Raw genomic sequence first — 19,663 nt, forward strand, 5'->3', positions numbered from 1 at the left:
CCCCGCAGTCGGCCACCCGGGCTCAGGCCGACATGGTCAGCACCGTCGCCCCGTCCACCACAGGTCCAAGCTGCGGTGGCTGCCGCGATGGAGCCGTTCTGAGGTCGGCTCCATGACGGGCCCCGAACTGGCCGACGATACCCTGACCGGCCTGCTCGCCTGGTTCTCCCTGATCCACATCCCCGACGACGAGTACCCAGGGTGTTCGCCGAGTTCCACCGAGTGCTGCGGCCCGGCGGGGTCATGCTGCTCGGCTTCCACGCCGGCGACGGCAGCCGGCTCAAGACGGAGGGCTACGGCGGCTACCCGATGAACGTCTACGTGCACCGCCGCCCACCGGGCCGGGTCACAGCCTGGCTGGACGCCGCCGGCTTCACCGTCGAGGCCGAGATGCTGCACCTCCCGGCCAAAACATCGAGGACGCCTTCCTCTTCGCCTATCGGTGAGGTCCCAGGCCGACGTCATCCGCGCCATTAGCCGTTGACGACCCACCGTCCGCCCTTCGGATCGCTGGTGGGCCACCGGTCTTAGGGCATGAAGACACCGACACAGCCGATCCGGCCGGCGGCGTTCGTCACTTTGATGCAAGCCGTCGAGGGCCATTGTGTGGTGTTCCACGCCGTCGGCGTCGTGGGCCTGGTAGCCGACTGCCTCAATCGATTTCTGCACCCCGTCGTGTACGAAGCATTCCCAGGCTGACTTCTGCTCGAGGGACGCTCAATTCGGCGCGGACGGGAGGGTTGGCGCCGCGACGAGCGCAGGTGCGTGCCGCTACCTCGGCGGCGAACTCGACCACTTCGGTGAGGACGGCGCGGTCAGCGGCGGCGAGTGTGCTGCGCCGTTCCGCCTTCAGCAGGTCGGCCTCGCTGAGCGCGGCGAGCATCCCGGCGGTGAAGGCGTCCCCCGCCCCGACGGTGTCCACCACATCTGTATGGTGCGCCGCAACTTCGACTTCGTGCCGGCGGGTCGCCGCCCATGCACCCAGCTCGCCGAGCGTGACGACCACAACGTGTGCGCCGAGGGCCAGCCACCTCCGCCCCGCCTCCTGGTAGGGGCGGCCCGGGTAGATCCAGTCCAGATCGTCGCCGCTGACCTTGACGACGTCGCTCAAACTGACAAAGGCGTCGATTCTTCCTCGGGCGCCGATCGGGTCGCCGGTCACTGAGGGACGGCAGTTCGGATCGAAGCTGATCATCGTCGACGGGCGTGCCCGCCGCACCAGTGCCAGCACGTCGTCGGCTCCCGGCTGTAGGACCGTGGCGAGCGATCCGGTGTGCAGGCAATCGCCGTGCGCATCCTCGACCATCTGCCCAGGGAAGGCTTGCCATTCGATGTTGAAGTCGTAGGTGGCCTGGCCCTTGGGATTCAGGTGCGTCGTCGCCACGCTTGTCTGCGCGAGGTTCAGGATCGACTGCTGGCTTAGGCGTACGCCGTTGCGCTCGATGTAGGCGCGGAGCATCCGCCCGTGGGCGTCGTGCCCGATCTGGGTCAGCAGGGTGGTGGGCTGACCGAGTCGGGCCAGAGCGGTGGCCACGTTCGCGGGGCTTCCCCCGGGGTACGCCGCCATCGTCCCCGCTGTCTCCTCGATCAGATCCACGAGGGTCTCACCCACGACGGTGATCACGTCTCTCCTTTCTGGATGGCATCGATGCTGTGCCGGGCCGTGGATCAGCTCGTTGCGTGGCCGGGAGTCTGTTCGAGGGTGGTGGCACCGGTCATGATTGCCACCGCCTCGGCCATGGTGTGCGACGACGGGCTGACCACGCCGGCGCAGCGACCCAGTCGTTGGATGTGGATGCGGTCGGCGACCTCGAACACGTGCGGCATGTTGTGGCTGATGAGGATCACCGGGAGTGTGCGGGACCGCAGTTCCTCGATCAGTCTGAGCACCTGGTTGGACTCCTTGACCCCGAGCGCGGCGGTCGGCTCGTCGAGCACGATCACCTTGCTGCCGAAGGCGGCGGCCCGCGCCACCGAGACGGCCTGCCGCTGGCCTCCGGAGAGCGTCTCGACCGCCTGCGCGACGTTCTGCAGGGTGCCGATGCCGAGGTCGGCGAGGGCTTGGGCGGCCTCGCGGCGCATGCCCTGCTGGTCGAGCATCCGGAAGACGGAGCCGAGCGGTCCGCGGCGGCGCTTCTCCCGTCCAAGGAAGAGGTTGCTCGCGATGTCCAGCGCCGGGGCGACGGCCAGGGTTTGGTAGACCGTCTCGATACCGGCGTCCCGGGCATCCTGCGGGCGCTTGAAGTGCACCGGCCGGCCCTCCAGGAACAGCTCTCCAGCGTCCGGGCTCAGCGCGCCGGTGAGGCACTTGATCAGCGTCGACTTGCCGGCGCCGTTGTCGCCGATCACGGCGAGCACCTCGCCGGGATAGAGGTCGAGGTCGACCCCGTCCAGCCCGACGACCTTGCCGAAGGTCTTCACCAACCCGCGGGCCGAGAGCACTGGCGTACGCTGCGCCGGTTCTGCCGCGGGCGGGCGGCTGCCTGGGCTGTGCGTGGTGGCGGTCATGCTCGCACCTTTCTGATCCACTGGTCGACGGCCACGGCGAGGATCACCAACAGGCCCACGGCGAGCACCCGGTACTGGTCGTCGACGCCGGCGAGGGAGAGGCCGCTGCGGAAGAACCCGACGATCAGCGCGCCGAGGAGAGTGCCAAGCAGCACTCCCCGGCCGCCGAAGAGGCTGGTGCCGCCGATCACCACAGCCGTGATGCTTTCCAGGTTGGCGTCGGTGATGGCGTTCGGGCTGGCCGCGCCCGCCCGTCCGATGAGGATCCAGGCGGTGATGCCGTAGATGGCCCCCGCCACCAGGTACACGCTCAGCAGCACCCGGTCGACCCGGATGCCAGCGAGCCGCGCGGCCTCCTTGTCGTCGCCGACCGCGTAGACGTGCCGGCCCCAGGCGGTCTTGGCCAGGGCGTAGCCCACCACCAGGTAGATGAGCACGACCGCGACGACGCCGAAGGTGATCCGGAACTCGCCCACCGGGAAGGATTCCCCGGTCCAGCTGAGCACGGGCGGCAGATCGGTGGCCTGGACACTCTGGCCATCGGAGTAGAGCAGCCCGATGGAGGTGAAGACGCTGAGCGTGCCCAGGGTGACGATGAAGGGCGGCAGCTTCAGCCGGGTCACCAGCCCGCCGTTGAGCGCGCCCGCCGCGGCGCCCACCGCGATGGCGAGCAGAACGGCGAGTACCCCCGGCAGCCCCTGCCCCTCGGCCAGTTTCGCGGAGAGCATCATCGCCAGGATGGCGATCGCGCCGACCGACAGGTCGATCCCCGCGGTGAGGATGATGAGTGTCTGCCCGACGGCGAGCGCGCCGATCACGGCAACCTGCTGCAGGACGAGCGACAGGGAGTTCGGCGCGGCGAAGCGGGGGTTGAGGGTGGAGAAGACGACGAACGCGATAACCAGCACGAGGAACGGGCTGATCGCGGGGTGGGCGTGCAGCAGGTGCTGAACGCGTTGCAGCGGTGAGTGCCGGCGCAGCGCGAACTGCTGGGCTGCGCTGGTTGGTGGAGTGGTCGTGGTCACGGGATGCTCCCTGGGGTGGTCGACGGAGGCGGACGACTGCCCGGTCGAGGGCGCGGGATGCGAGTTCCCGGGCGCCTCGACCGGGACAGCGGTGGACTCAGCCCCAGCAGCGCCCGGTGGCGTCGGCGCTGGTGATGCTCTCGACCCCGGTGGCCGGCTTGTCGGTGACCAGGGTGACGCCGGTGTCGAAGAAGTCGAGGCCACCGGTGACCTGCGGCTTCTCACCGTCGTTCGCAATTTTCTTGATGGCCTGCACGCCGAGTTCGGCCATCTTCAGCGGGTACTGCTGTGAGGTGGCGCCGATGACGCCGTCCTTGACCTGCCGTACGCCGTCGCAGCCGCCGTCGACGGAGACGACCAGGACGCCCTGGGTCTTGCCCGCCGCCTGCAGCGCCTTGTACGCGCCGACCGCGGCCGGCTCGTTAATGGTGTAGACGACGTTGATGTCGGGGTTCCTGGTCAGGCAGTTCTCCATGGCGGTGCGACCGCCGTCCTCGGCGCCCTGGGTCGGCTCGTTGCAGGCGATGGTGTAGGTGCCGCCGGAGTAGTTGCCGGTCTTCGCCTCGTCGCCGTTCTTCTTCTTGTCGGCGGTGTCGATGCCCATCCCGGCCAGGAAGCCCTGGTCCCGGTTGTAGTCGACGGAGACGACCTTGTCGTTGAACAGATCCAGCAGCGCGATGGTCGCCGGCTTGCCAGCGAGCTGGGCCGCCGTCCACTTGCCGACGAGTTCACCCGCCTTGAAGTTGTCGGTGGCGAACGTGATGTCCACGGTGTCGGCCGGGTCGGGCGGGGTGTCCAGGGCGATCACGTAGAGCCCGGCGTCACGGGCCTTCTTGATAGCGGGGTTCACCCCGGGACCGTTCGGGGTGATCAGAATGCCTTCGTCCCCCCGGGCGATCGCGTCCTCGATGGCCTGCACCTGGCCGGCCTCGTCGCCGTCCTCCTTGCCCGCGGCGACGGTGAGCTTGACGCCCTCGGCGTCGGCGGCCTTCTTCGCACCCTGCTGCATGGTCACGAAGAACGGGTTCGTGGAGTTCTTGGTGATCAGCGAGACGGCCACGGTCGGGGCGCCGCCGCCGGTTCCTTCGTCACCGGAGCCGCCGCAACCGCTGACGACCATGCTGGTCGCCGCCGCGGCGGCGACCAGCAGCGCCGTAGGGCGACGGCCAATGCGCTGGATCATGTCTTCTCCCTCGGAACCGTCCCCGGCGCCCTGCCGGGAAGCAGTGTTGACAACGATGTCAGCGCAGTTTCCAGTGACGTACCCGAAGATGTCAATGGCATGACAACGACTTTTCCAGTTGCTGCTCGCAGTCGTACCCGCGCTGTTGACATCGATGTCAAGCAGCCGCAGGATCGCTGCACCCGGCGCCCCACCACCGACGGTGTCCAGCGCGGGGACCCGGGCGCCCACCGCCGGCCGGACGGCCGGCGGTCATGACGGACGGAGGATGTGGATGAGAATCCGACGATGGTTGGCCGCATGCGCGGCCGCGGCCGTGGTGGCGGCGATGCCCGGCGCCACCGCCAGCGGTGCGACCGGCGGCACGAGGGACGAGCCGTACCGCCCGCAGATCCACTTCAGTCCCGAGCGGAACTGGATGAACGACCCGAACGGGCTGGTCTGGTACCAGGGCGAATGGCACCTCTTCTACCAACACAACCCCGAGGGTGCGCAGTGGGGCAACATGTCGTGGGGCCACGCGGTCAGCCGCGATCTGTTCCACTGGGAGGAGCTGCCGGTCGCGCTCCCCTACTCGGCCGACGAGCACATCTTCTCCGGGTCGATCGTCGTCGACGAGCGGAACACCTCGGGCTTCGGCCGCCCTGGCGTGCCGGCGATGGTCGCCGTCTACACCAGCGCCTACCCGGCTACCGGCATCCAGGCCCAGTCGCTGGCCTACAGCATCGACCACGGCCGGACGTGGACGAAGTACGCCGGGAACCCTGTGCTCGACCTCGGGTCGCGGGAGTTCCGCGACCCGAAGATCTTCTGGGACGCCGAGGCCGGCTACTGGGTCATGGCGATCGTGCTGGCCACCGAGCACAAGGTTCGCTTCTACCGCTCCGCCGACCTCAAGGCGTGGACCTACCTGAGCGACTTCGGCCCGGCCAACGCCACCGGCGGGGTCTGGGAGGTGCCGGACCTCTTCGAGGTGCCGGTCGACGGCGACCCGCAGAGCACCAAGTGGGTGCTGGTGGTCAACCTGAACCCGGGGTCAGTGGCCGGCGGGTCGGGCGCTCAGTACTTCGTCGGCGACTGGGACGGGACCACCTTCACCGCGGACAACATGGTGACCGGCGAGCCGGAGCCCCCGGCCGGAACACTCTTCGCCGACTTTGACGGCGACTACGCCGGCTGGACGATCGAGAACGACCCGACGCTGGCCCCCGGGCCTTTCGGCACCGCCCCCTACCCGGGGACGGTCCCCGGCCAGCAGCTGGTCAGCGGCTTCCGCGGCCGTTCCCTGGTGAACAGCTTCCTCGGCTTCGACACCCCGAAAGGGCGGATGATCTCCCCCGAGTTCACCCTCGACCAGGACTTCCTGAACCTCCTCGTCGGCGGTGGCGCGCACCCGCACCTGCCCGGCGCGACCACCGAGTTCGTGCCCGAGGGCGCCGAGACCGTGCTCGACTTCGAGCTGCCCGACGGCCAAACGTACGAGCAGGCGGGCTGGACGGCGACTGACGGGCTGCGCGGCCGGACGCCAGTGGTGGGTCCCGCCCGCTCGGAACGCGGGCACGTGGGCGACAAACTGCTCACCACCTTCTACGAGGCCGACACGACGACCGGGACGCTCACCTCGCCGGCGTTCCCTATCGACCGGAACCACCTCAGCGTGCTCGTCGGCGCCGGCGGTCACGTCGATGCGAGCGCGCGGACGGTGGTGGAACTGCTCGTCGACGGCGAGGTGGTCCGCACCGGCACCGGGAACTTCTCCGGCTTCGTGAACTGGCGAAGCTGGGACGTGGCCGAGTACCGGGGCCGCAGCGCCCAGCTGCGCATCGTCGACGAGAACACCGGCGGCTGGGGGCACCTCCTGGTCGACCACCTGATCGCGACCGACGAACCGGTGCTGCCCCGGTCGGTGGAGACCGCAGTCAACCTGGTCGTCGAGAACAAGGTGGTCCGCACCGCCACCGGCAAGAACAGCGAACGCCTCGACTGGGTCGCCTGGGACGTCCGTGACCTGGCCGGCCGGCGGGCCCACCTGGAGATCAACGACTTCAGCTCCGGCGGCTGGGGCCACATCCTCGTCGACCACGTCATGTTCGCCGACCGGCCGGCCGGCAGCGAACTGGAGCGCTACGACTGGGTCGACTACGGCAAGGACTACTATGCCGCGATCTCGTACAACGGCGTCCCGGGCGGCGAGCGGGTGCTCGTCGGGTGGATGAACAACTGGCAGTACGCCGGCGGCATCCCCACCTCCCCGTGGCGTGGCGCGATGGCGCTGCCCCGGGAGTTCGGGCTCGCCACGATCGACGGGGAGGTGCAGCTCGTCCAGCGACCGGTCAGCCAGATCCGCCGGCTCCGCGGGGCCGGCGGCGCGTACGCCCTGCGCGACGCCGTCGTCGGACCCGGCGTGCGGGACCTGCCGGCAGCCGCCGACGGGACCGTGCTGGAGATCGAGGCCGAGTTCGAACTCCGCGACGCCGACCGGTTCGGCCTGCACGTACGCGGCGGAGACGGCGAGCGGACCGTGATCGGGTACGACGCCGCCGCGCGGCGCCTCTACGTCGACCGGACCCGCTCCGGCGACGTCGGGTTCAGCCCGCTCTTCCCCGGCGTGCACTCCGGCCCGCTCTCCGTCGATGGCGACCGGGTGCGCATGACGATCTACCTGGACCGCTCCTCCGTCGAGGTGTTCGGCGGGGCGGGTCAGACCACCATCACCGACCAGATCTTCCCCGCGCCGGGCAGCGACCAGACGCGGCTCTTCGCCGAGGGTGGGGAGGTGCTGGTGCGGTCACTCACCGTCCGGCCGCTGCGGTCCGTGTGGCGATAACCTGGGACCCGATCATCAGCAGTCCGGGGGCCGCGGCAGGTACCGCGGTCCCCGGCGTCGCCTCCGCTAGGAGCGCTCATGGACGGTGCGGTTTCCAATTCGACGATTGCCCGGGCTCGGCCCACGCTACGGGACGTCGCCCTGCTCGCTGGCGTGAGCACGAAGACTGCCTCCCGGGTGGTCAACGGCGAACCGGGAGTCTCCCCGTCCAAGATCACGGCCGTGCAGCGGGCGATCACGCAGCTCGACTACCGTCCGAACTTCACCGCCAGCAGCCTGCGGCGCGCTGGCGGCCGCAGCGCGGCGATCGCCGCCGTCCTCGAGGACCTGGCCAACCCCTTCTCCTCGGCGCTGCACCGGGCGCTGGAGGACGCCGCCCGCGAACGGGAGGTGCTGATCTTCGCCGGAAGCGTCGACGAGAGCCCCGAGCGGGAGCGCGACCTGGTCCGGGCGTTCACCATGCGGCAGGCCGACGCCCTGGTGGTGGTGCCGGCAAGCGACAACCAGAGCTACCTGATGGGCGACGTCAACGCCGGCACCCCCGTGGTGTTCGTCGACCGGCCCCCGGTCGGGCTGCCCGTCGACGCCGTCCTCACCGACAACCACGACGGCGCCGCCGCCGCTGCCCACCACCTGGTCCGGCACGGCCACCGGGACATCGCCTACCTCGGCGACCTCCAGACGATCTCCACCGCCCGGCAGCGCTTCCGGGGTTTCAAGGAGGCGCTCAGCGACCACGGCATCCGGCCCGATGCCGCGAACATCGTCCACGACCTGCACACCGAGCGCGACTCCGAGGAGGCGGCCCGCCGGCTGCTGACCCGCGAGTCCCCGCCGACCGCCCTCTTCACCTCGCAGAACCTCGTCACCATCGGCGCCATCCGGGCGCTGCAGCAACTCGGCCGGCAGCAGCAAGTCGCCCTCGTCGGCTTCGACGACTTCCCCCTTGCCGACCTGCTCCAGCCGGGCGTCACCGTCGTCGCGCAGAACCCGTCCGAGATGGGCCGGGTCGCCGCCTCCCTGATCTTCCGCCGCCTCGACGGGGAGCAGTGGCAGCCGAGGACCCACCTCGTGCCGACCCGGCTGATCGCCCGCGGGTCGGGCGAAATCGCGGGGCCGCACCGGGACTGAGGCGCACCCGCAATGGCGGGAATGTAACGCCCGTCAGGGCGGTATCACCGGATCGCCTCATGGATGTGCAACCGGCAGGTGAGCATCGGCCGTCGCTTGCTGGCCGTCGCGCCCATTGATGACTTCGGTCAACCCGGTCTGCGTAGTCCTGTCATGCGGACTGGGATTCGGTTGGCGAGGTAGAACCCCCAGTCAGGTTCGGTGGTGCGGGCCGGCTCCGTTCGCGCGCGGCGCTGATGATCGAATCGAGTCGGTCGCGGGTGGTACACAGGTCGCGTACCTGGGCGTCGATGCGGGCGCGCTCCAAGGTGTGTGCTGGACGGACTTGCCAAACCCGCCATCCGGTCAGCCGGCGGTTGGCAGAGTGGGAAAGGTGAGCAGGAGGCGGCCGGTGCGGCAGCGGCACCAGCGCCTTGCGCGAGTCCTCGGGAACCTTCACTTCTCCACCGGGGCTGCCGGCGTCACCAAGTTGGAACTGTTCCTCGACCTGGTCTTCGTGTACGCATTCCTCGCTGCGACGAACCTCATGGCGGAGAACTTCCGAGTCGAGGGCGTGTTCCAAGGCGTCTTGGTGATCCTGCTGCTGTGGAGATGCTGGAGCTCATATGCGTTGCTCGGCAATCTAGTCAGGGTAGACCGGGGAATCATTCGGCTGGTCATGTTCGGCGTGGCCGCGACGATCCTGTTGATCGGCATCGCCGCGCCGGTGACCTTCACCGACCGGCCGGGAGGCCTGTTCGGGCCGCTGATCTTCGTCGTCGCCTTCTTGCTTGCCCGGCTCGTTGCACTGCTGATCCTGACGTACGCCGGATCAGGCGAGCAGCCGATCCGAGCGTCCGTCCTCGGCAGGTGGTTGCCCTTTGCCGGCGGCGCGGTTCTGCTGCTGTGCGGCGCGCTACTTCCTCGTCTCCTACCCTCGGGCATCGACGGTGAGACTGTCCGGCTGGCCCTATTCTTCGCCGCCGCCGCTGTCGATTTCATCGGCGTACGAGCGATCGGCATGGGTGGCGTTCGAATCGCCTCCGTGCCGCACTGGGCAGAGCGGCACCGGCTGGTCATGCTCATCGCACTGGGCGAGACGATCATCTCGATCGGCACCAGCCGCGGCCTGATCGGTGATCCCCCGATCACCTGGTCGGTCATCGGGGGTTCGGCGCTGGGCCTCATCGTGGTGGCCGTGCTCTGGTGGCGCTACTTCGACATCGCCGGATTCGCCGCCGAGCGGGCACTGGAGCAGCAGCCGGCATCCGCCAGGTCACGACTCGGCCGCGACGTGTACACGATCCTGCACCTTCCGATGATTGTCGGCCTCGCCCTGTTCGCGCTGGGGCTCAAACGTGCCTTGAGTTCGGTCGAGCCCGCCGACGCAGCCAGGTGGGACGAGCTGGGCACGCTGGTCCTTTACGGAGGTGTCCTTCTGTACCTGCTTGGCATGGTGGCTCTCGAGTACCGCACCATTCGCCTGCTGGGTCGGAGCCCGTTGCTGGGGGTCGTTCTGGTGGGTGCCGCGGTGCCGGTCGCGGTCCACCTGCCGGCGGTGGGTGCCGTAGGGCTGCTTGCCGCCCTTCTCGCCAGTATGGTCCTGGCTGACCTCACCGTCTTCCGTCGGCGGCACCGCGCGCTGCACGAACGGGTGGCGGAGGCGGCAGACCGGACCACCGGCACCGGGGTCACGCCGAAGGAACTGTTCCTGGATCTGGTGGTCGTCTATACGTTCATCCAGGTCACGGTGTTGACGAGCCGGCATTCCACCGGGCCGGGGGTCGCCCAGGCACTGGCAGTGCTCACCCTGCTGTGGATCGCCTGGTCCCGCTACACCCAGGTAGGAAACGCCCTGCGCAGCGAGTCCATCCCCGTCCGGTTGAGTGTCCTGCTGGTCGTGGCGCTGGCCCTGACCATCGGTATCGCCATCCCGCAGGCGTTCGATCACGTGCCGGACGGCCTGCCCGGGCCGACGGTCGTCGTCGCCTGCTACATCGCCCTCCGCTTACTGCACCTGGCCGCGCTCCGGCTTGTTGGCCGCCCGGACCGGGCGCCACCCGCACACGTGCTGCGGGCGAGCGTCCCGACCTTGACGGCGCTCGTCCTGCTGATGGTCGCCGCCCTGACGTCCGCGCGACCGGACGCTCCGGAGGTGCTGGGGCAGTTGGTGGCGAGCCTCTGGCTGGCAGCCATCGTCGTCGACCTCGCCGGCGGCTACCTCGTCCTGCGGTTCTGGTGCGTGAGTTCGGCCAGACACTGGAGCGACCGGTACGCCCTGATCATCCTCATTGCACTGGGAGAATCGATCATCTCAACGGGAGTGGCAGTTTCCGGCCGCCCCATCTCGTGGTCGGTCGTCGGTGCCATCGTCACCAGCATGGTCCTGCTGGCCACGCTCTGGTGGGCGTACTTCGACACCGACGCCGTTGTCGGAGAGCGCACCTTGCAAGCCCGCACTGGCGATCAGCGGGCGGCGCTGGCCCGCGACGCGTACGCCTACCTCCACCTGCCGATGATTGCCGGGCTGATGCTGCTCGCCGTCGGCCTGCGTGAGATTCTCGACGTGCTGAGCGAACCGTCAGGACCGGCGCGTACCCCGTTGGGACACGCCATCCTCTTCGCCGGGACAATCGTCTATCTTCTTGCCAACCAGGCATTCTGGTGGCGTGTCCAGCGCGAGGTCCGCTGGGTCCGCGTTGTCGGAATCCTGTTCGTGATGGTCCTCGCGCTGGTGACCAGCCCGCTGTCGCCGCTGCTGGCGCTGACTATCCTGACCGCCACCAGCGTTTCCGTGATGGCGATCGACTCGCTCCGTGCCGCCGACCTACGGCGACGACTGTCCGAACCACGCTCGGCCATCCTGACCGACGCCCGGCCGGGCAACCCGATCACGTAGCCCGGTGGAGCGCCGTCCCGTTCCTGACCTTTCCGCACCCGAGATCTGTCGAATCGTGTGCATGAGGAGGATGAGGTGCATCAACGCGAGGCTGCGCAACCTCTCTCAGGCGAACGATCGACACGTCCCGTTGCGGGACGATCAGCGCCTCGGACGCGGTGGACGCCGCCCTGTGACAGGTCGAGTCGCGGTGGATGATCCGCGACCATGGGCTCGCGCCGCCGCCCGTCGTCCGCGGGTGGCAAGGGCGTGCTCGTCCCGCTGCCACCGGCTGCGGCCGAGCTACGACAAGGCCGTCGACGACCGCACCAGCGGACCGATCCTGCGCAACACCGTCGGCGTGCGGATGGACCGGCACGCCGCCACCCGCCGGCTCAAGCACCGGACCCAGGCCGCAGGGATCCGAATGCCGAGGATGCATCCCCACATGCTGCGCCACACGTTCGTGACGACCATGCTCGGCGCCGGTGTCAGCCTGCGCGACGTGCAGATCGCCGCCCGCCACGCCGCCCCGCGAACCACCATGCGCTACGACCGGGCCCGCAAGAACCTCGACCGGCACCCCAACTACATCCTGGCCGCGTACATGGCCTCCAGGACATAGCCAGCGCTCGCGGCTTCGCCGATGAGGGGGCGGCTCGGCCGAGTTGGGGCCACGACCTCAAGGAGCGGCTCAGTCGGCAGGCGACGGCCGAGCTCGGGGGGTTACGGTCTGGTCGAGTTTGTCAGGGCCGGTTGTGCACGAACCACGCGTCCCCGGCGGGCAAGGCAACGGCGACCTCCCACCGGCTCAGGTCGAGGTTCGGGGCGAGCGCCTTGAGCTGGCCGGCCGCGTTCCATGCCTCGTCACCCGGTGCCGGCCGACGACCCACCTGGAACTGCAGCATGGTGCCCCACGACGCGACCAGGCGGGCGTCCCACCGGTGGCGCCACTGCGCCAACACCTCGGCGAGCGTCCACTGGTACTCCCGGGTGAGCGCACCGAAGAAGTCCACCCAGTACCCCGAGCTGCGGACGTCGCTGGTGGGCAGCAACATGAGCAGGACGCTGTCAGGCGTGTACCAGTAGTCGGTCTGTGTCACGAACCGCACGCTGCCAAGCACCCGGGCGTACAGGTCGGCGTCGGCGAGCAGCCGATCGTACAGCGCCCGCTCCAGCGCCTGGCGCGGAGTCGGCAGCGCCACATCCGACACCAGGGCCGTCAGGTCCAGGTCGACGCCGGCCATGCCACGCGCGTAGTACTCGACCCCGCCCTCGTCGACCTCGTCGTCCTCGCTGTAGTGGCGGTAGGCCAGCCAGGGTTCGGAAGACTCGGCCGCCTCGGCGAACGCGCGCAGCTCCGACTCCGACGGACCCGGCTCGGGCTCGGGCCGGATCCTCAGCGTGTCGTCGAAGTCGTCGGTGACCATGACGGGCCGGCGTCCGATGACCGGCACCAGTGCGTCGGCAGCCTGCCAGGCCTCGTGCAGGCGATTGGGGTCGATGTCGGCGACGAGGACAGTGCCCGACGGGCCGTGCCCGATCGGCAGGCCGGCCAGTGGCGTGCCGACGAACGCCGCTTCGATCTGGTCGAGGTCGTTTCGCACGGTGAAAGTGTCTCCGATCATCGACGCGACGCGGCGTCGAGGTGGGTCCGGGTGCAAATTACGATCCGGCGAGCAACGCACGCAGCATCGCCCAGGTCTGGTCGAGAGGTCCCCTCGCCGAGCCTCCGCGGCCATGGATGGCGCCATTCACACCGCCGCCTCCGTTCATAGCCTTGTTCGCCGCGTTGACGGTGGCATCAACATCCTGCGTCGTGATGTCCCCGAGGACGGCGGGACGACTGGCACGCCACTATTCTGCCCGTGAGCACCGGCTACAGACCCAGGCCATCTGGTTCCGTCGGGCGTGAGGCTGATGCGCTTGCCGTAGGAGCGGTCCCTCTGGCCGCGGTAGCCGAGGACGGTCAGATACATGCCCTACCAGTAGGGCCGACTCCAAGTCCTGATGCCGCCCTGACATGCCGCGCACCGTGAGCCGGGCCCGTGCCTGTGGCGTCACGGCATCGGTCTGCGCTGACCGTTGATCCTGCGTCGAGCCGGGTCGTGCGGCGGCGTCGCCGTCGCGTCAGCGGACCGCTTGATTGCCGACGGTGCAGGCTCGGATCGCGATGGTGACCTGGTTGCCCGCGGAGGGGTCGATGACGCAGTGCAGCCCGAGGTCTGTGATGCGGCCGTCGCGTGCGTTCCACTCGCGGGCACCGGCGTCACGCCCCAAGATTGAGCCGAGCGAGTCGATCGTGGCCTTCCAGAAGTTCGGCCAGGCGCGGCGGGGCCCGACCACGAACGCAAGCTGGAGGGCGATACCGCCATCGGGAAATGGTTGAGCGGCGGTGATCTGGTCGCGGATCTGCCGCGTTCATGCACGTCGCTGCCACCGTTGCTTGATCGGCTGGTCTGGGTGGTCTCCTTCGGCCGTGGGCTGATGCGGTACGTGACCGACGTCTACGCTTCGTCGCGTGCCGGTGGGATTCGGGGTAAGCCTGGTCGTCCGTGGTCAGACCGTGGACCCGGGGGGAATGCTGGTCGCCGCGGCCAGGGCCGTTGCTGCCAACGGTATCGAGATCGATCGCGTTGGCGACGTCGTGAGGTTCACCGCCGACGAGATGCGCGATCTGTCGGTCCTGGCGGCGCCGTTGGCTGGCTGGTGGCAACAGCACGGACCGACCACGGCCGGTGACGTTGCCCTACGGTTCGTCGGGCCGAACGGGGTCACCGAGCTGACCTACAGCATGCTCGACATGGCCGTCGAACACGTCCAGCACATCATCGAGGTCGACAGCGGCCGGCCCTACGGCCCGGGTGAGGCCCCCGGGCCGATACGGCGGCTCACCGCGGCGCTGTTACGCCGGGCCCGGACCGGCTTCACCGCGTCGGAACTGTCGATGCGCGACGAGGGCGCCGTCCTGTGCGTGGCTCTGGCCGGCCGCGACCTCGACGACCGGCCCCGCATCCTGGAGTTTCAGGCATTCGACCCAGCGCATGACGAGTACGACCCCGGCGACGACGACGGCTACTGCCTGCTCACCGAGCACCACGTACCGGTCTTCCAAGGGCTGGTCGCGCTCATGCTGACCCGGCGGACGCTACGCCTACAGCTGACCGACGAAGCGGCCCGAACCTGGGGAACACGGTCGGCGACGTACCCGGTCAGGCTCCACCTAGACAACCACGAGATCGAACAACTGCGCCTGGAGCTGCGGCGCCTCTTCTCCTTCGGAGACGATCGACTACCCGCACCCAAACTCGAGCTCCGATAGAAGGCGCTCACACCTCTGACCCGCTGGCCCAGCGCACGCTCATGCCGCGACTCGCGCGGGGGGTCGCGGGCTGTGCGGGTGTGCCGGGGGCAGGGAGACGAACAGGCGCGCTTCCGGCGTGCTGGTCGCTGCTGCGGCGATGGCCTGGCGTGGGTCAGTCGGTCTCCGCGTCCCGCAGCATGCGACGGGCTCTAGGGTCGTCGGCGGCGTGTTGCAGTAACGCGATCGGTGGTGCCGCGAGCCCGCACCGGGCTTCGATGGCGGCCGTCATCTGGTGCCGTTCGCGGGGAGGGAGCCGGTAGCTCTGGCCGACTGCGAACTGATACATCCAGCGCAGGTGTGGGCCGTCCTGTTCGTGCAGCCCGTCGATCAGGTAGGGCAGGAGGACCCGAACGACGATCGGGTGGACGGTCAACGCCAGCTCCGCTGGCCGTTCCCAGCGGGCATTGCGCAGGATCATGCCGCCGCCCCACTGTCCGGCCCACCAGTCACTGCTGTCGAACAGCATCGCGCACACCCACCGGGCGAAAGCCGCGCAGGGGCCGAGCCCTGCGGCAGACAGGAGGTCAACGAATTGGCTAGCGCTGGCCAAGGCGTCACGGCGCCGCCCTTGCGCCCAGCACGTCAGGTAGGTGCTCCACGCCTCGGCCAAGGGGCCGGCGGGCAGCGGTGAAGCGGAGAGCTGATCCCGACTCAGATGACGCACGTGGAGATTCTCGCCGACATCCGTCCAGTGGCTGGCCGCGGTATGCCGGCTCATCTCCGCAGCCCGGCTATCCATAAGACGAGCGCCGGATGCGGCGCCGGCGCTGGGCTGGACGAGCGCTCGCTCATGCCGCCAACCGAGCGTCGCGGTGCGTGACGGGCGTGCGCCTGCGCTCGGCGCGCGGTCTTGCCGACGACAGGACGCTAAGAGTCGGCGAGGGACACCCGAGCGCGGTATGTGCGTATCCCCATAGGCTCAGCCGCGGCTGCCGGTGCGCTCGCGGACGGCGTGGAGGTGGCGGGTGTTCCATTCGGAACGGCATTCGTCCCGCTGGCTTAGCACCAGCTCATGCCTTCGCAGTGCCCGAAGGAAGTCCAGGAACAGTGCGATCTCGAGCCCGGGCGTTGATGAGGGCATCAGGCAAGGCATCCTGACTGCCGTGAGTGATGGATACATCCGCCTGATCCCGACGGACCTGAACTGGCAGCCCACCCCCGAGGCCGCTGCCGCGGCCGTGGCCTACGTCGCTCGGCTATTTTCCGGTCCTGACGACGACATCGAGCATGTCGACCACGATTTCTACGACAAAGTCACTCTGATCGACGCCGGCGAGAACACCACGCGGATCACGTGCTCGCGCTGCGTCGGGGAGATCGATATCGAGTGGTTCTACGATCTGATCGAGGAGAGCGGCGAGAGTTTCGACAACCTGGATACGACGGTGCCGTGCTGCGCTGCGGTCGTCTCACTGGTCACACTCCGCTTCGACTGGCCGGTCGGCTTCGCGCGATTCGAGGTGTGCGCCATGAACCCGACTCGCGCGAAGTACGAACTCGATGCCCAGGAACTCGCCGACGTGGCCACCCTTCTCGGCCACCCTGTCACGCAGATCCTCGCCCACTACTGATCAGCCGGCTGCGTAGTCCGCTCGAGACTTGATTCGGCACACCGCGCCTCGTCGATTCGCGTTGCGCCCGGTCGGCGGCGCGACAATACCGCCACCGGCGAGCCGGTCGTCGAAGACGTCCCCGACGGGCAGTGGAGTCGGCCACCGGCGTTCGAATCAGGTGGCGGCGGGCTCGTCTCGACCGCCGACGACTACCTTGCCTTCGCCACGGCTCTGCTCGCGGGCAGCCCCTACCGCGGCGAGCGGGTGCTCTCGCGGCCGTCGGTGACCCTGATGACCAGCGACCACCTGACCCCGACCCAGAAGGCGGTCTCCGGGTTCTGGCCTGGGTACTTCGACACCATGGGCTGGGGTTTCGGGATGTCGGTCCGCACCCGCACGCACCTCGGCCCATCGGTCGGGAGCTACGGATGGCCCGGCTACTACGGCACCGCCTGGTGCAACGATCCCGCCGAGGACATGACGACGATCTTCATCATGCAGCGGGCGCACGCGGGCGACCAGAGGCTGCCGATGTGGCACGACTTCTGGACCGCTGTCTACCAGGCGATCGACGACTGACCGCGGGGGCCGGAGACAGCCACGTCAGGCGACGGTGTCCGCACGCGCCGCCCGGAGACCGGCCAGTGACCTACTCACTCGAAGGAGTTCTCCCGGTTGGGGGCGGGACCTGCCGCGATGACGACCAGCCGCACTCTCATTGCCAGGGTGAAGGCCAGCGGGAGGGAACAAGTCCCACCCGGGGGGCGGCCGGAATACGGCAGAAAGGGGCCGCGGCGGCGACCGGCGCGTGGTCGACGCCCAGCTCGCTGACTTCGCCCCTCAGTGTTCGGCACCAGGAAAAATTGGGTGGCCTTGCCAGCCCCTCCCGCCTTACCTTCTAACTGGATCTTCTTCTCCGACCCACTCACAAGAGGACTTCACCCCGCGTGACGCCGCCTGCTCTTTAGACCTGACACCTTCCCCGTGCATCGGTCGCCGACGTCGCCGTCGGCTCTTTTCCCATGCCTTTCGTCAGGTCTTAAGAGAGATCATGTCTACGCGTCCTCATATCGTGCTGTCCCAGACCGTTCGGCGCACGCTCCTTCCCCTGCTCGCGTTCCGCTGCGTCCACTGCCATTACGGCCTCGCCAGCACCGGCGACGGGAAGTTCCGCGTCAATGCCGCCGGCAAACTCCTCGACATCTGGCTCCTGGTCGCCTGCGTTTCCTGCGACCGCACCAGCAAAACCACCGTTCACGATCGCGTCCCGGTCCGGTACCTGGATCCGATCCTGCTGGAGGGCTACTCCGGCAACTCCTCTTCCCTTGTCGCCCGCGTCCTTCTCGACCCGTTGATCGACCGGCGCAACCGGTTCGACTCATCCTGTGAACTGCTCGCCCCGTCCCCTCCCGAAAGCCCCTGGCCCGTCCAGGTTTCGGTCATCTTCAACGACCCCGTGCCCCTTGGCCCCGAACGGCTCATCACCCAGAGGGCTGGGCATCAGCCGCGGGGAAATCGCTCGTCGCGTCAAGATCGGCATTGCGCTGGACCGCAGAACTCACAGGGATTTCTCGTTCGTCCTGCTTTCAGCCGCCGCCGTGGGCCTGAGCCGGAGCGAGAGGCAAGGTGGCCTTGCCCCGGACTGCATCACGCGGCGGTCCGCGCGCGGTCGCTCATGACCGGGCGCGAACGAAGGTCAGGGCCGGCCCGATACCGGCCACGAAGGTGATCGCCCGGGGTGCATACATCCGGACGTGCCGATGAGCGTGCGTCCTTCCGCCCGCCGGGAAAACCCATTGCGAGTGGCCGGGACCGGATGTCTGGTTGATCGGCCACCAATCACAGGAGGGAACATGACGCCCATGGCGCTGCCCACCCCCACGCTGCACACCCCTCGCCTTAGACTGCGTCCCTTCGACGACGCGGATGCGAACGACCTCTTCGCGCTGCACAGCAACGCCTACGTGCTGCGCTACTGGGACGCGCCACCGTGGAGCGAACGCGTCCGCTCTGAGCGGTTCATCACGGCTTGCCGGCAGATGGCAGAGGGGGGCACCGGGGCGCGGCTTGCCGTGGATCGTGACTCCGACGGGGCGTTCATCGGCTGGTGCAGCCTGACCCGTTGGAATCCGGACTACCGCAGCGCATCGCTGGGCTACTGCTTCGACGATGCAGCGTGGGGCCACGGCTACGCGACGGAGGCCGTGCGCGCTTTGTTGCGGTGGGCATTCGACACGCTGGACCTGAATCGCGTCCAGGCGGAGACCGATACACGCAACGTGGCATCTGCCCGCGTGCTGGAGAAGCTCGGGTTCGTGCGTGAAGGGACGTTGCGCGAAGACTGCGTCGTGAACGGCGAGGTCTCTGACTCGTGGGTCTACGGGCTGATCAGGCGAGGGTGGCGGCCGTCGTCCGAGCCGGTGCCCGCCCGCTGAGTCCTCGCTCCCTCGCGCGACGTCGCCCGGCATCCGGGTGCTTCGCTTCGCTGCGTCGAGGGGCCGGCATCGGGCATTCTCATGCCGCCGACTGCGGCGCTACGCAGTGTCACAACAACCGGATCAAGCCCGGTGCCCGGTCGTGAAAGGAGTGAGGCCGCTGCCGTCGCGTGACCTAAGAGGGATGTCTTCTTTCCCAACGTGGCCGATGTAGACGATGACTGCCTCGGGAGGGGTTGCCGGCCGTGCCGGCATGGGCTCGGCGTCGGCGTACAGCCACAGGTAGTGTGGTGTCCACGGCAGGATTCCGCCGGTCTCGCGGCAGCCGTGATAGACGGAGTGCTGCAGCAGCAGGGGCCACCCGAGGCGGCGCAGGTGGTCGACGAGTTGGGCTACCATCGCCGCGCGGGTGGCTCCGTTGGTGGCCGTCACCACAAACCGCCGTGCAGTTGCCGCTGCTGCCGCCGTCGGCGCAATTGTCGGCTGACCTCAGGTGCAGCGTTGGCGGCAGTGGAAGTACCTCGCTGTCGCGGGCGGCGAAGCAGAGCAAGTCATCATTCTCGTCGAGGACCACGGCGAACCCGCAGCAGGCGCACACCAGCCATACGGTGGCGAGCGCCGCCACGGCGGTGACCCACTGCCGGACCGGTACCGTGAGCGCGGTTGGCCCTATCCGGACACGACCGTCGGAGGGCACGAACCAATCTGGCTGTTTGCCTTGGCTCCTGCCTGGCGGCCGCGAGCCGTGACCTCGCCACCCCGCCCTTACCGCTGCACCAC

Annotated in this window: 18 protein-coding genes and 1 pseudogene; 10 read left to right on the top strand and 9 right to left on the bottom strand. The window is 68.8% G+C overall.

Annotation, left to right across the window (positions count from 1 at the left end):
* The first annotated feature begins 201 nt into the window (after positions 1-201).
* Complete coding sequence (locus ACTMS9_RS14565; protein WP_441165190.1) at positions 202-477, top strand: hypothetical protein; 276 nt, start codon at positions 202-204, stop codon at positions 475-477.
* Between the two features lie 175 nt (positions 478-652).
* Here the strand turns inward: ACTMS9_RS14565 and ACTMS9_RS14570 are convergent, their stop codons facing one another.
* From ACTMS9_RS14570 to ACTMS9_RS14585, 4 genes are all read right to left on the bottom strand, one after another.
* Positions 653-1,624 (bottom strand): carbohydrate kinase family protein, encoded by a 972-nt coding sequence (locus ACTMS9_RS14570; RefSeq protein ID WP_441146574.1) that lies wholly within the window; start codon positions 1,622-1,624, stop codon positions 653-655.
* A 44-nt stretch (positions 1,625-1,668) separates the two neighbouring features.
* A complete protein-coding gene (locus ACTMS9_RS14575; protein WP_441146576.1) occupies positions 1,669-2,508 on the bottom strand; it encodes an ATP-binding cassette domain-containing protein in 840 nt (279 codons plus the stop codon).
* The gene (locus ACTMS9_RS14580) at positions 2,505-3,533 is read right to left on the bottom strand and encodes an ABC transporter permease (RefSeq protein WP_441146578.1); all 1,029 of its coding nucleotides are present in this window, start codon (positions 3,531-3,533) and stop codon (positions 2,505-2,507) included. The genes ACTMS9_RS14575 and ACTMS9_RS14580 overlap by 4 nt, the downstream gene beginning before the upstream one ends.
* A gap of 97 nt (positions 3,534-3,630) precedes the next feature.
* Positions 3,631-4,716 (bottom strand): substrate-binding domain-containing protein, encoded by a 1,086-nt coding sequence (locus ACTMS9_RS14585; protein WP_441165191.1) that lies wholly within the window; start codon positions 4,714-4,716, stop codon positions 3,631-3,633.
* 274 nt (positions 4,717-4,990) lie between these two features.
* On the opposite strand from ACTMS9_RS14585, the gene ACTMS9_RS14590 reads away from it, so the two are divergent.
* From ACTMS9_RS14590 to ACTMS9_RS14605, 4 genes are all read left to right on the top strand, one after another.
* Positions 4,991-7,543 (top strand): GH32 C-terminal domain-containing protein, encoded by a 2,553-nt coding sequence (locus tag ACTMS9_RS14590; RefSeq protein ID WP_441165192.1) that lies wholly within the window; start codon positions 4,991-4,993, stop codon positions 7,541-7,543.
* 78 nt (positions 7,544-7,621) lie between these two features.
* Positions 7,622-8,674: a LacI family DNA-binding transcriptional regulator gene (locus ACTMS9_RS14595; protein ID WP_441146584.1), complete on the top strand. Its 1,053-nt coding sequence runs from the start codon at positions 7,622-7,624 to the stop codon at positions 8,672-8,674.
* A gap of 391 nt (positions 8,675-9,065) precedes the next feature.
* Positions 9,066-11,552, top strand: a complete 2,487-nt coding sequence (locus ACTMS9_RS14600; RefSeq protein ID WP_441165193.1) for a low temperature requirement protein A — start codon at positions 9,066-9,068, stop codon at positions 11,550-11,552.
* A 238-nt stretch (positions 11,553-11,790) separates the two neighbouring features.
* The gene (locus ACTMS9_RS14605) at positions 11,791-12,156 is read left to right on the top strand and encodes a tyrosine-type recombinase/integrase (RefSeq protein ID WP_441146588.1); all 366 of its coding nucleotides are present in this window, start codon (positions 11,791-11,793) and stop codon (positions 12,154-12,156) included.
* A gap of 121 nt (positions 12,157-12,277) precedes the next feature.
* Here ACTMS9_RS14605 and ACTMS9_RS14610 read toward each other — a convergent pair whose 3' ends face one another.
* The 3 genes and pseudogenes from ACTMS9_RS14610 to ACTMS9_RS14620 all read right to left on the bottom strand — a co-directional run bounded on the left by ACTMS9_RS14610 (position 12,278) and on the right by ACTMS9_RS14620 (position 13,877).
* Positions 12,278-13,138 carry a DUF4253 domain-containing protein gene (locus ACTMS9_RS14610; RefSeq protein ID WP_441165194.1) on the bottom strand — a complete coding sequence of 287 codons (861 nt, stop codon included), beginning with the start codon at positions 13,136-13,138 and terminating at the stop codon, positions 12,278-12,280.
* Positions 13,139-13,253: 115 nt separating this feature from the next.
* A pseudogene (locus ACTMS9_RS14615) lies at positions 13,254-13,355 on the bottom strand (O-acetyl-ADP-ribose deacetylase); the annotation flags it as partial.
* Positions 13,356-13,661: 306 nt separating this feature from the next.
* Entirely contained in the window at positions 13,662-13,877 is a 216-nt protein-coding gene (locus ACTMS9_RS14620) for a hypothetical protein (RefSeq protein ID WP_441146592.1), read from the bottom strand.
* A 175-nt stretch (positions 13,878-14,052) separates the two neighbouring features.
* Here ACTMS9_RS14620 and ACTMS9_RS14625 point away from each other — a divergent pair, with 175 nt between their 5' ends.
* On the top strand, positions 14,053-14,853 hold the full coding sequence (locus ACTMS9_RS14625; RefSeq protein WP_441146594.1) for a hypothetical protein: 801 nt from the start codon (positions 14,053-14,055) through the stop codon (positions 14,851-14,853).
* Between the two features lie 154 nt (positions 14,854-15,007).
* Here ACTMS9_RS14625 and ACTMS9_RS14630 read toward each other — a convergent pair whose 3' ends face one another.
* Positions 15,008-15,361, bottom strand: a complete 354-nt coding sequence (locus ACTMS9_RS14630; RefSeq protein ID WP_441146596.1) for a hypothetical protein — start codon at positions 15,359-15,361, stop codon at positions 15,008-15,010.
* 637 nt (positions 15,362-15,998) lie between these two features.
* Here ACTMS9_RS14630 and ACTMS9_RS14635 point away from each other — a divergent pair.
* The 4 genes from ACTMS9_RS14635 to ACTMS9_RS14650 all read left to right on the top strand — a co-directional run bounded on the left by ACTMS9_RS14635 (position 15,999) and on the right by ACTMS9_RS14650 (position 18,883).
* Positions 15,999-16,466, top strand: coding sequence for a hypothetical protein (locus ACTMS9_RS14635; RefSeq protein ID WP_441165195.1), 468 nt, complete (start codon positions 15,999-16,001; stop codon positions 16,464-16,466).
* Between the two features lie 54 nt (positions 16,467-16,520).
* Complete coding sequence (locus tag ACTMS9_RS14640) at positions 16,521-17,027, top strand: serine hydrolase domain-containing protein (protein WP_441146821.1); 507 nt, start codon at positions 16,521-16,523, stop codon at positions 17,025-17,027.
* A 472-nt stretch (positions 17,028-17,499) separates the two neighbouring features.
* Positions 17,500-18,177, top strand: a complete 678-nt coding sequence (locus ACTMS9_RS14645) for a DUF1062 domain-containing protein (protein ID WP_441165196.1) — start codon at positions 17,500-17,502, stop codon at positions 18,175-18,177.
* 133 nt (positions 18,178-18,310) lie between these two features.
* Positions 18,311-18,883: a GNAT family N-acetyltransferase gene (locus ACTMS9_RS14650; RefSeq protein WP_441146602.1), complete on the top strand. Its 573-nt coding sequence runs from the start codon at positions 18,311-18,313 to the stop codon at positions 18,881-18,883.
* Positions 18,884-19,006: 123 nt separating this feature from the next.
* Here ACTMS9_RS14650 and ACTMS9_RS14655 read toward each other — a convergent pair whose 3' ends face one another.
* Entirely contained in the window at positions 19,007-19,315 is a 309-nt protein-coding gene (locus ACTMS9_RS14655) for a hypothetical protein (RefSeq protein ID WP_441165197.1), read from the bottom strand.
* Positions 19,316-19,663: the final 348 nt, after the last annotated feature.

The organism is Micromonospora sp. L31, from assembly GCF_052068075.1.
In the GTDB taxonomy this organism is placed as follows: Bacteria; Actinomycetota; Actinomycetes; order Mycobacteriales; family Micromonosporaceae; genus Micromonospora; species Micromonospora purpureochromogenes.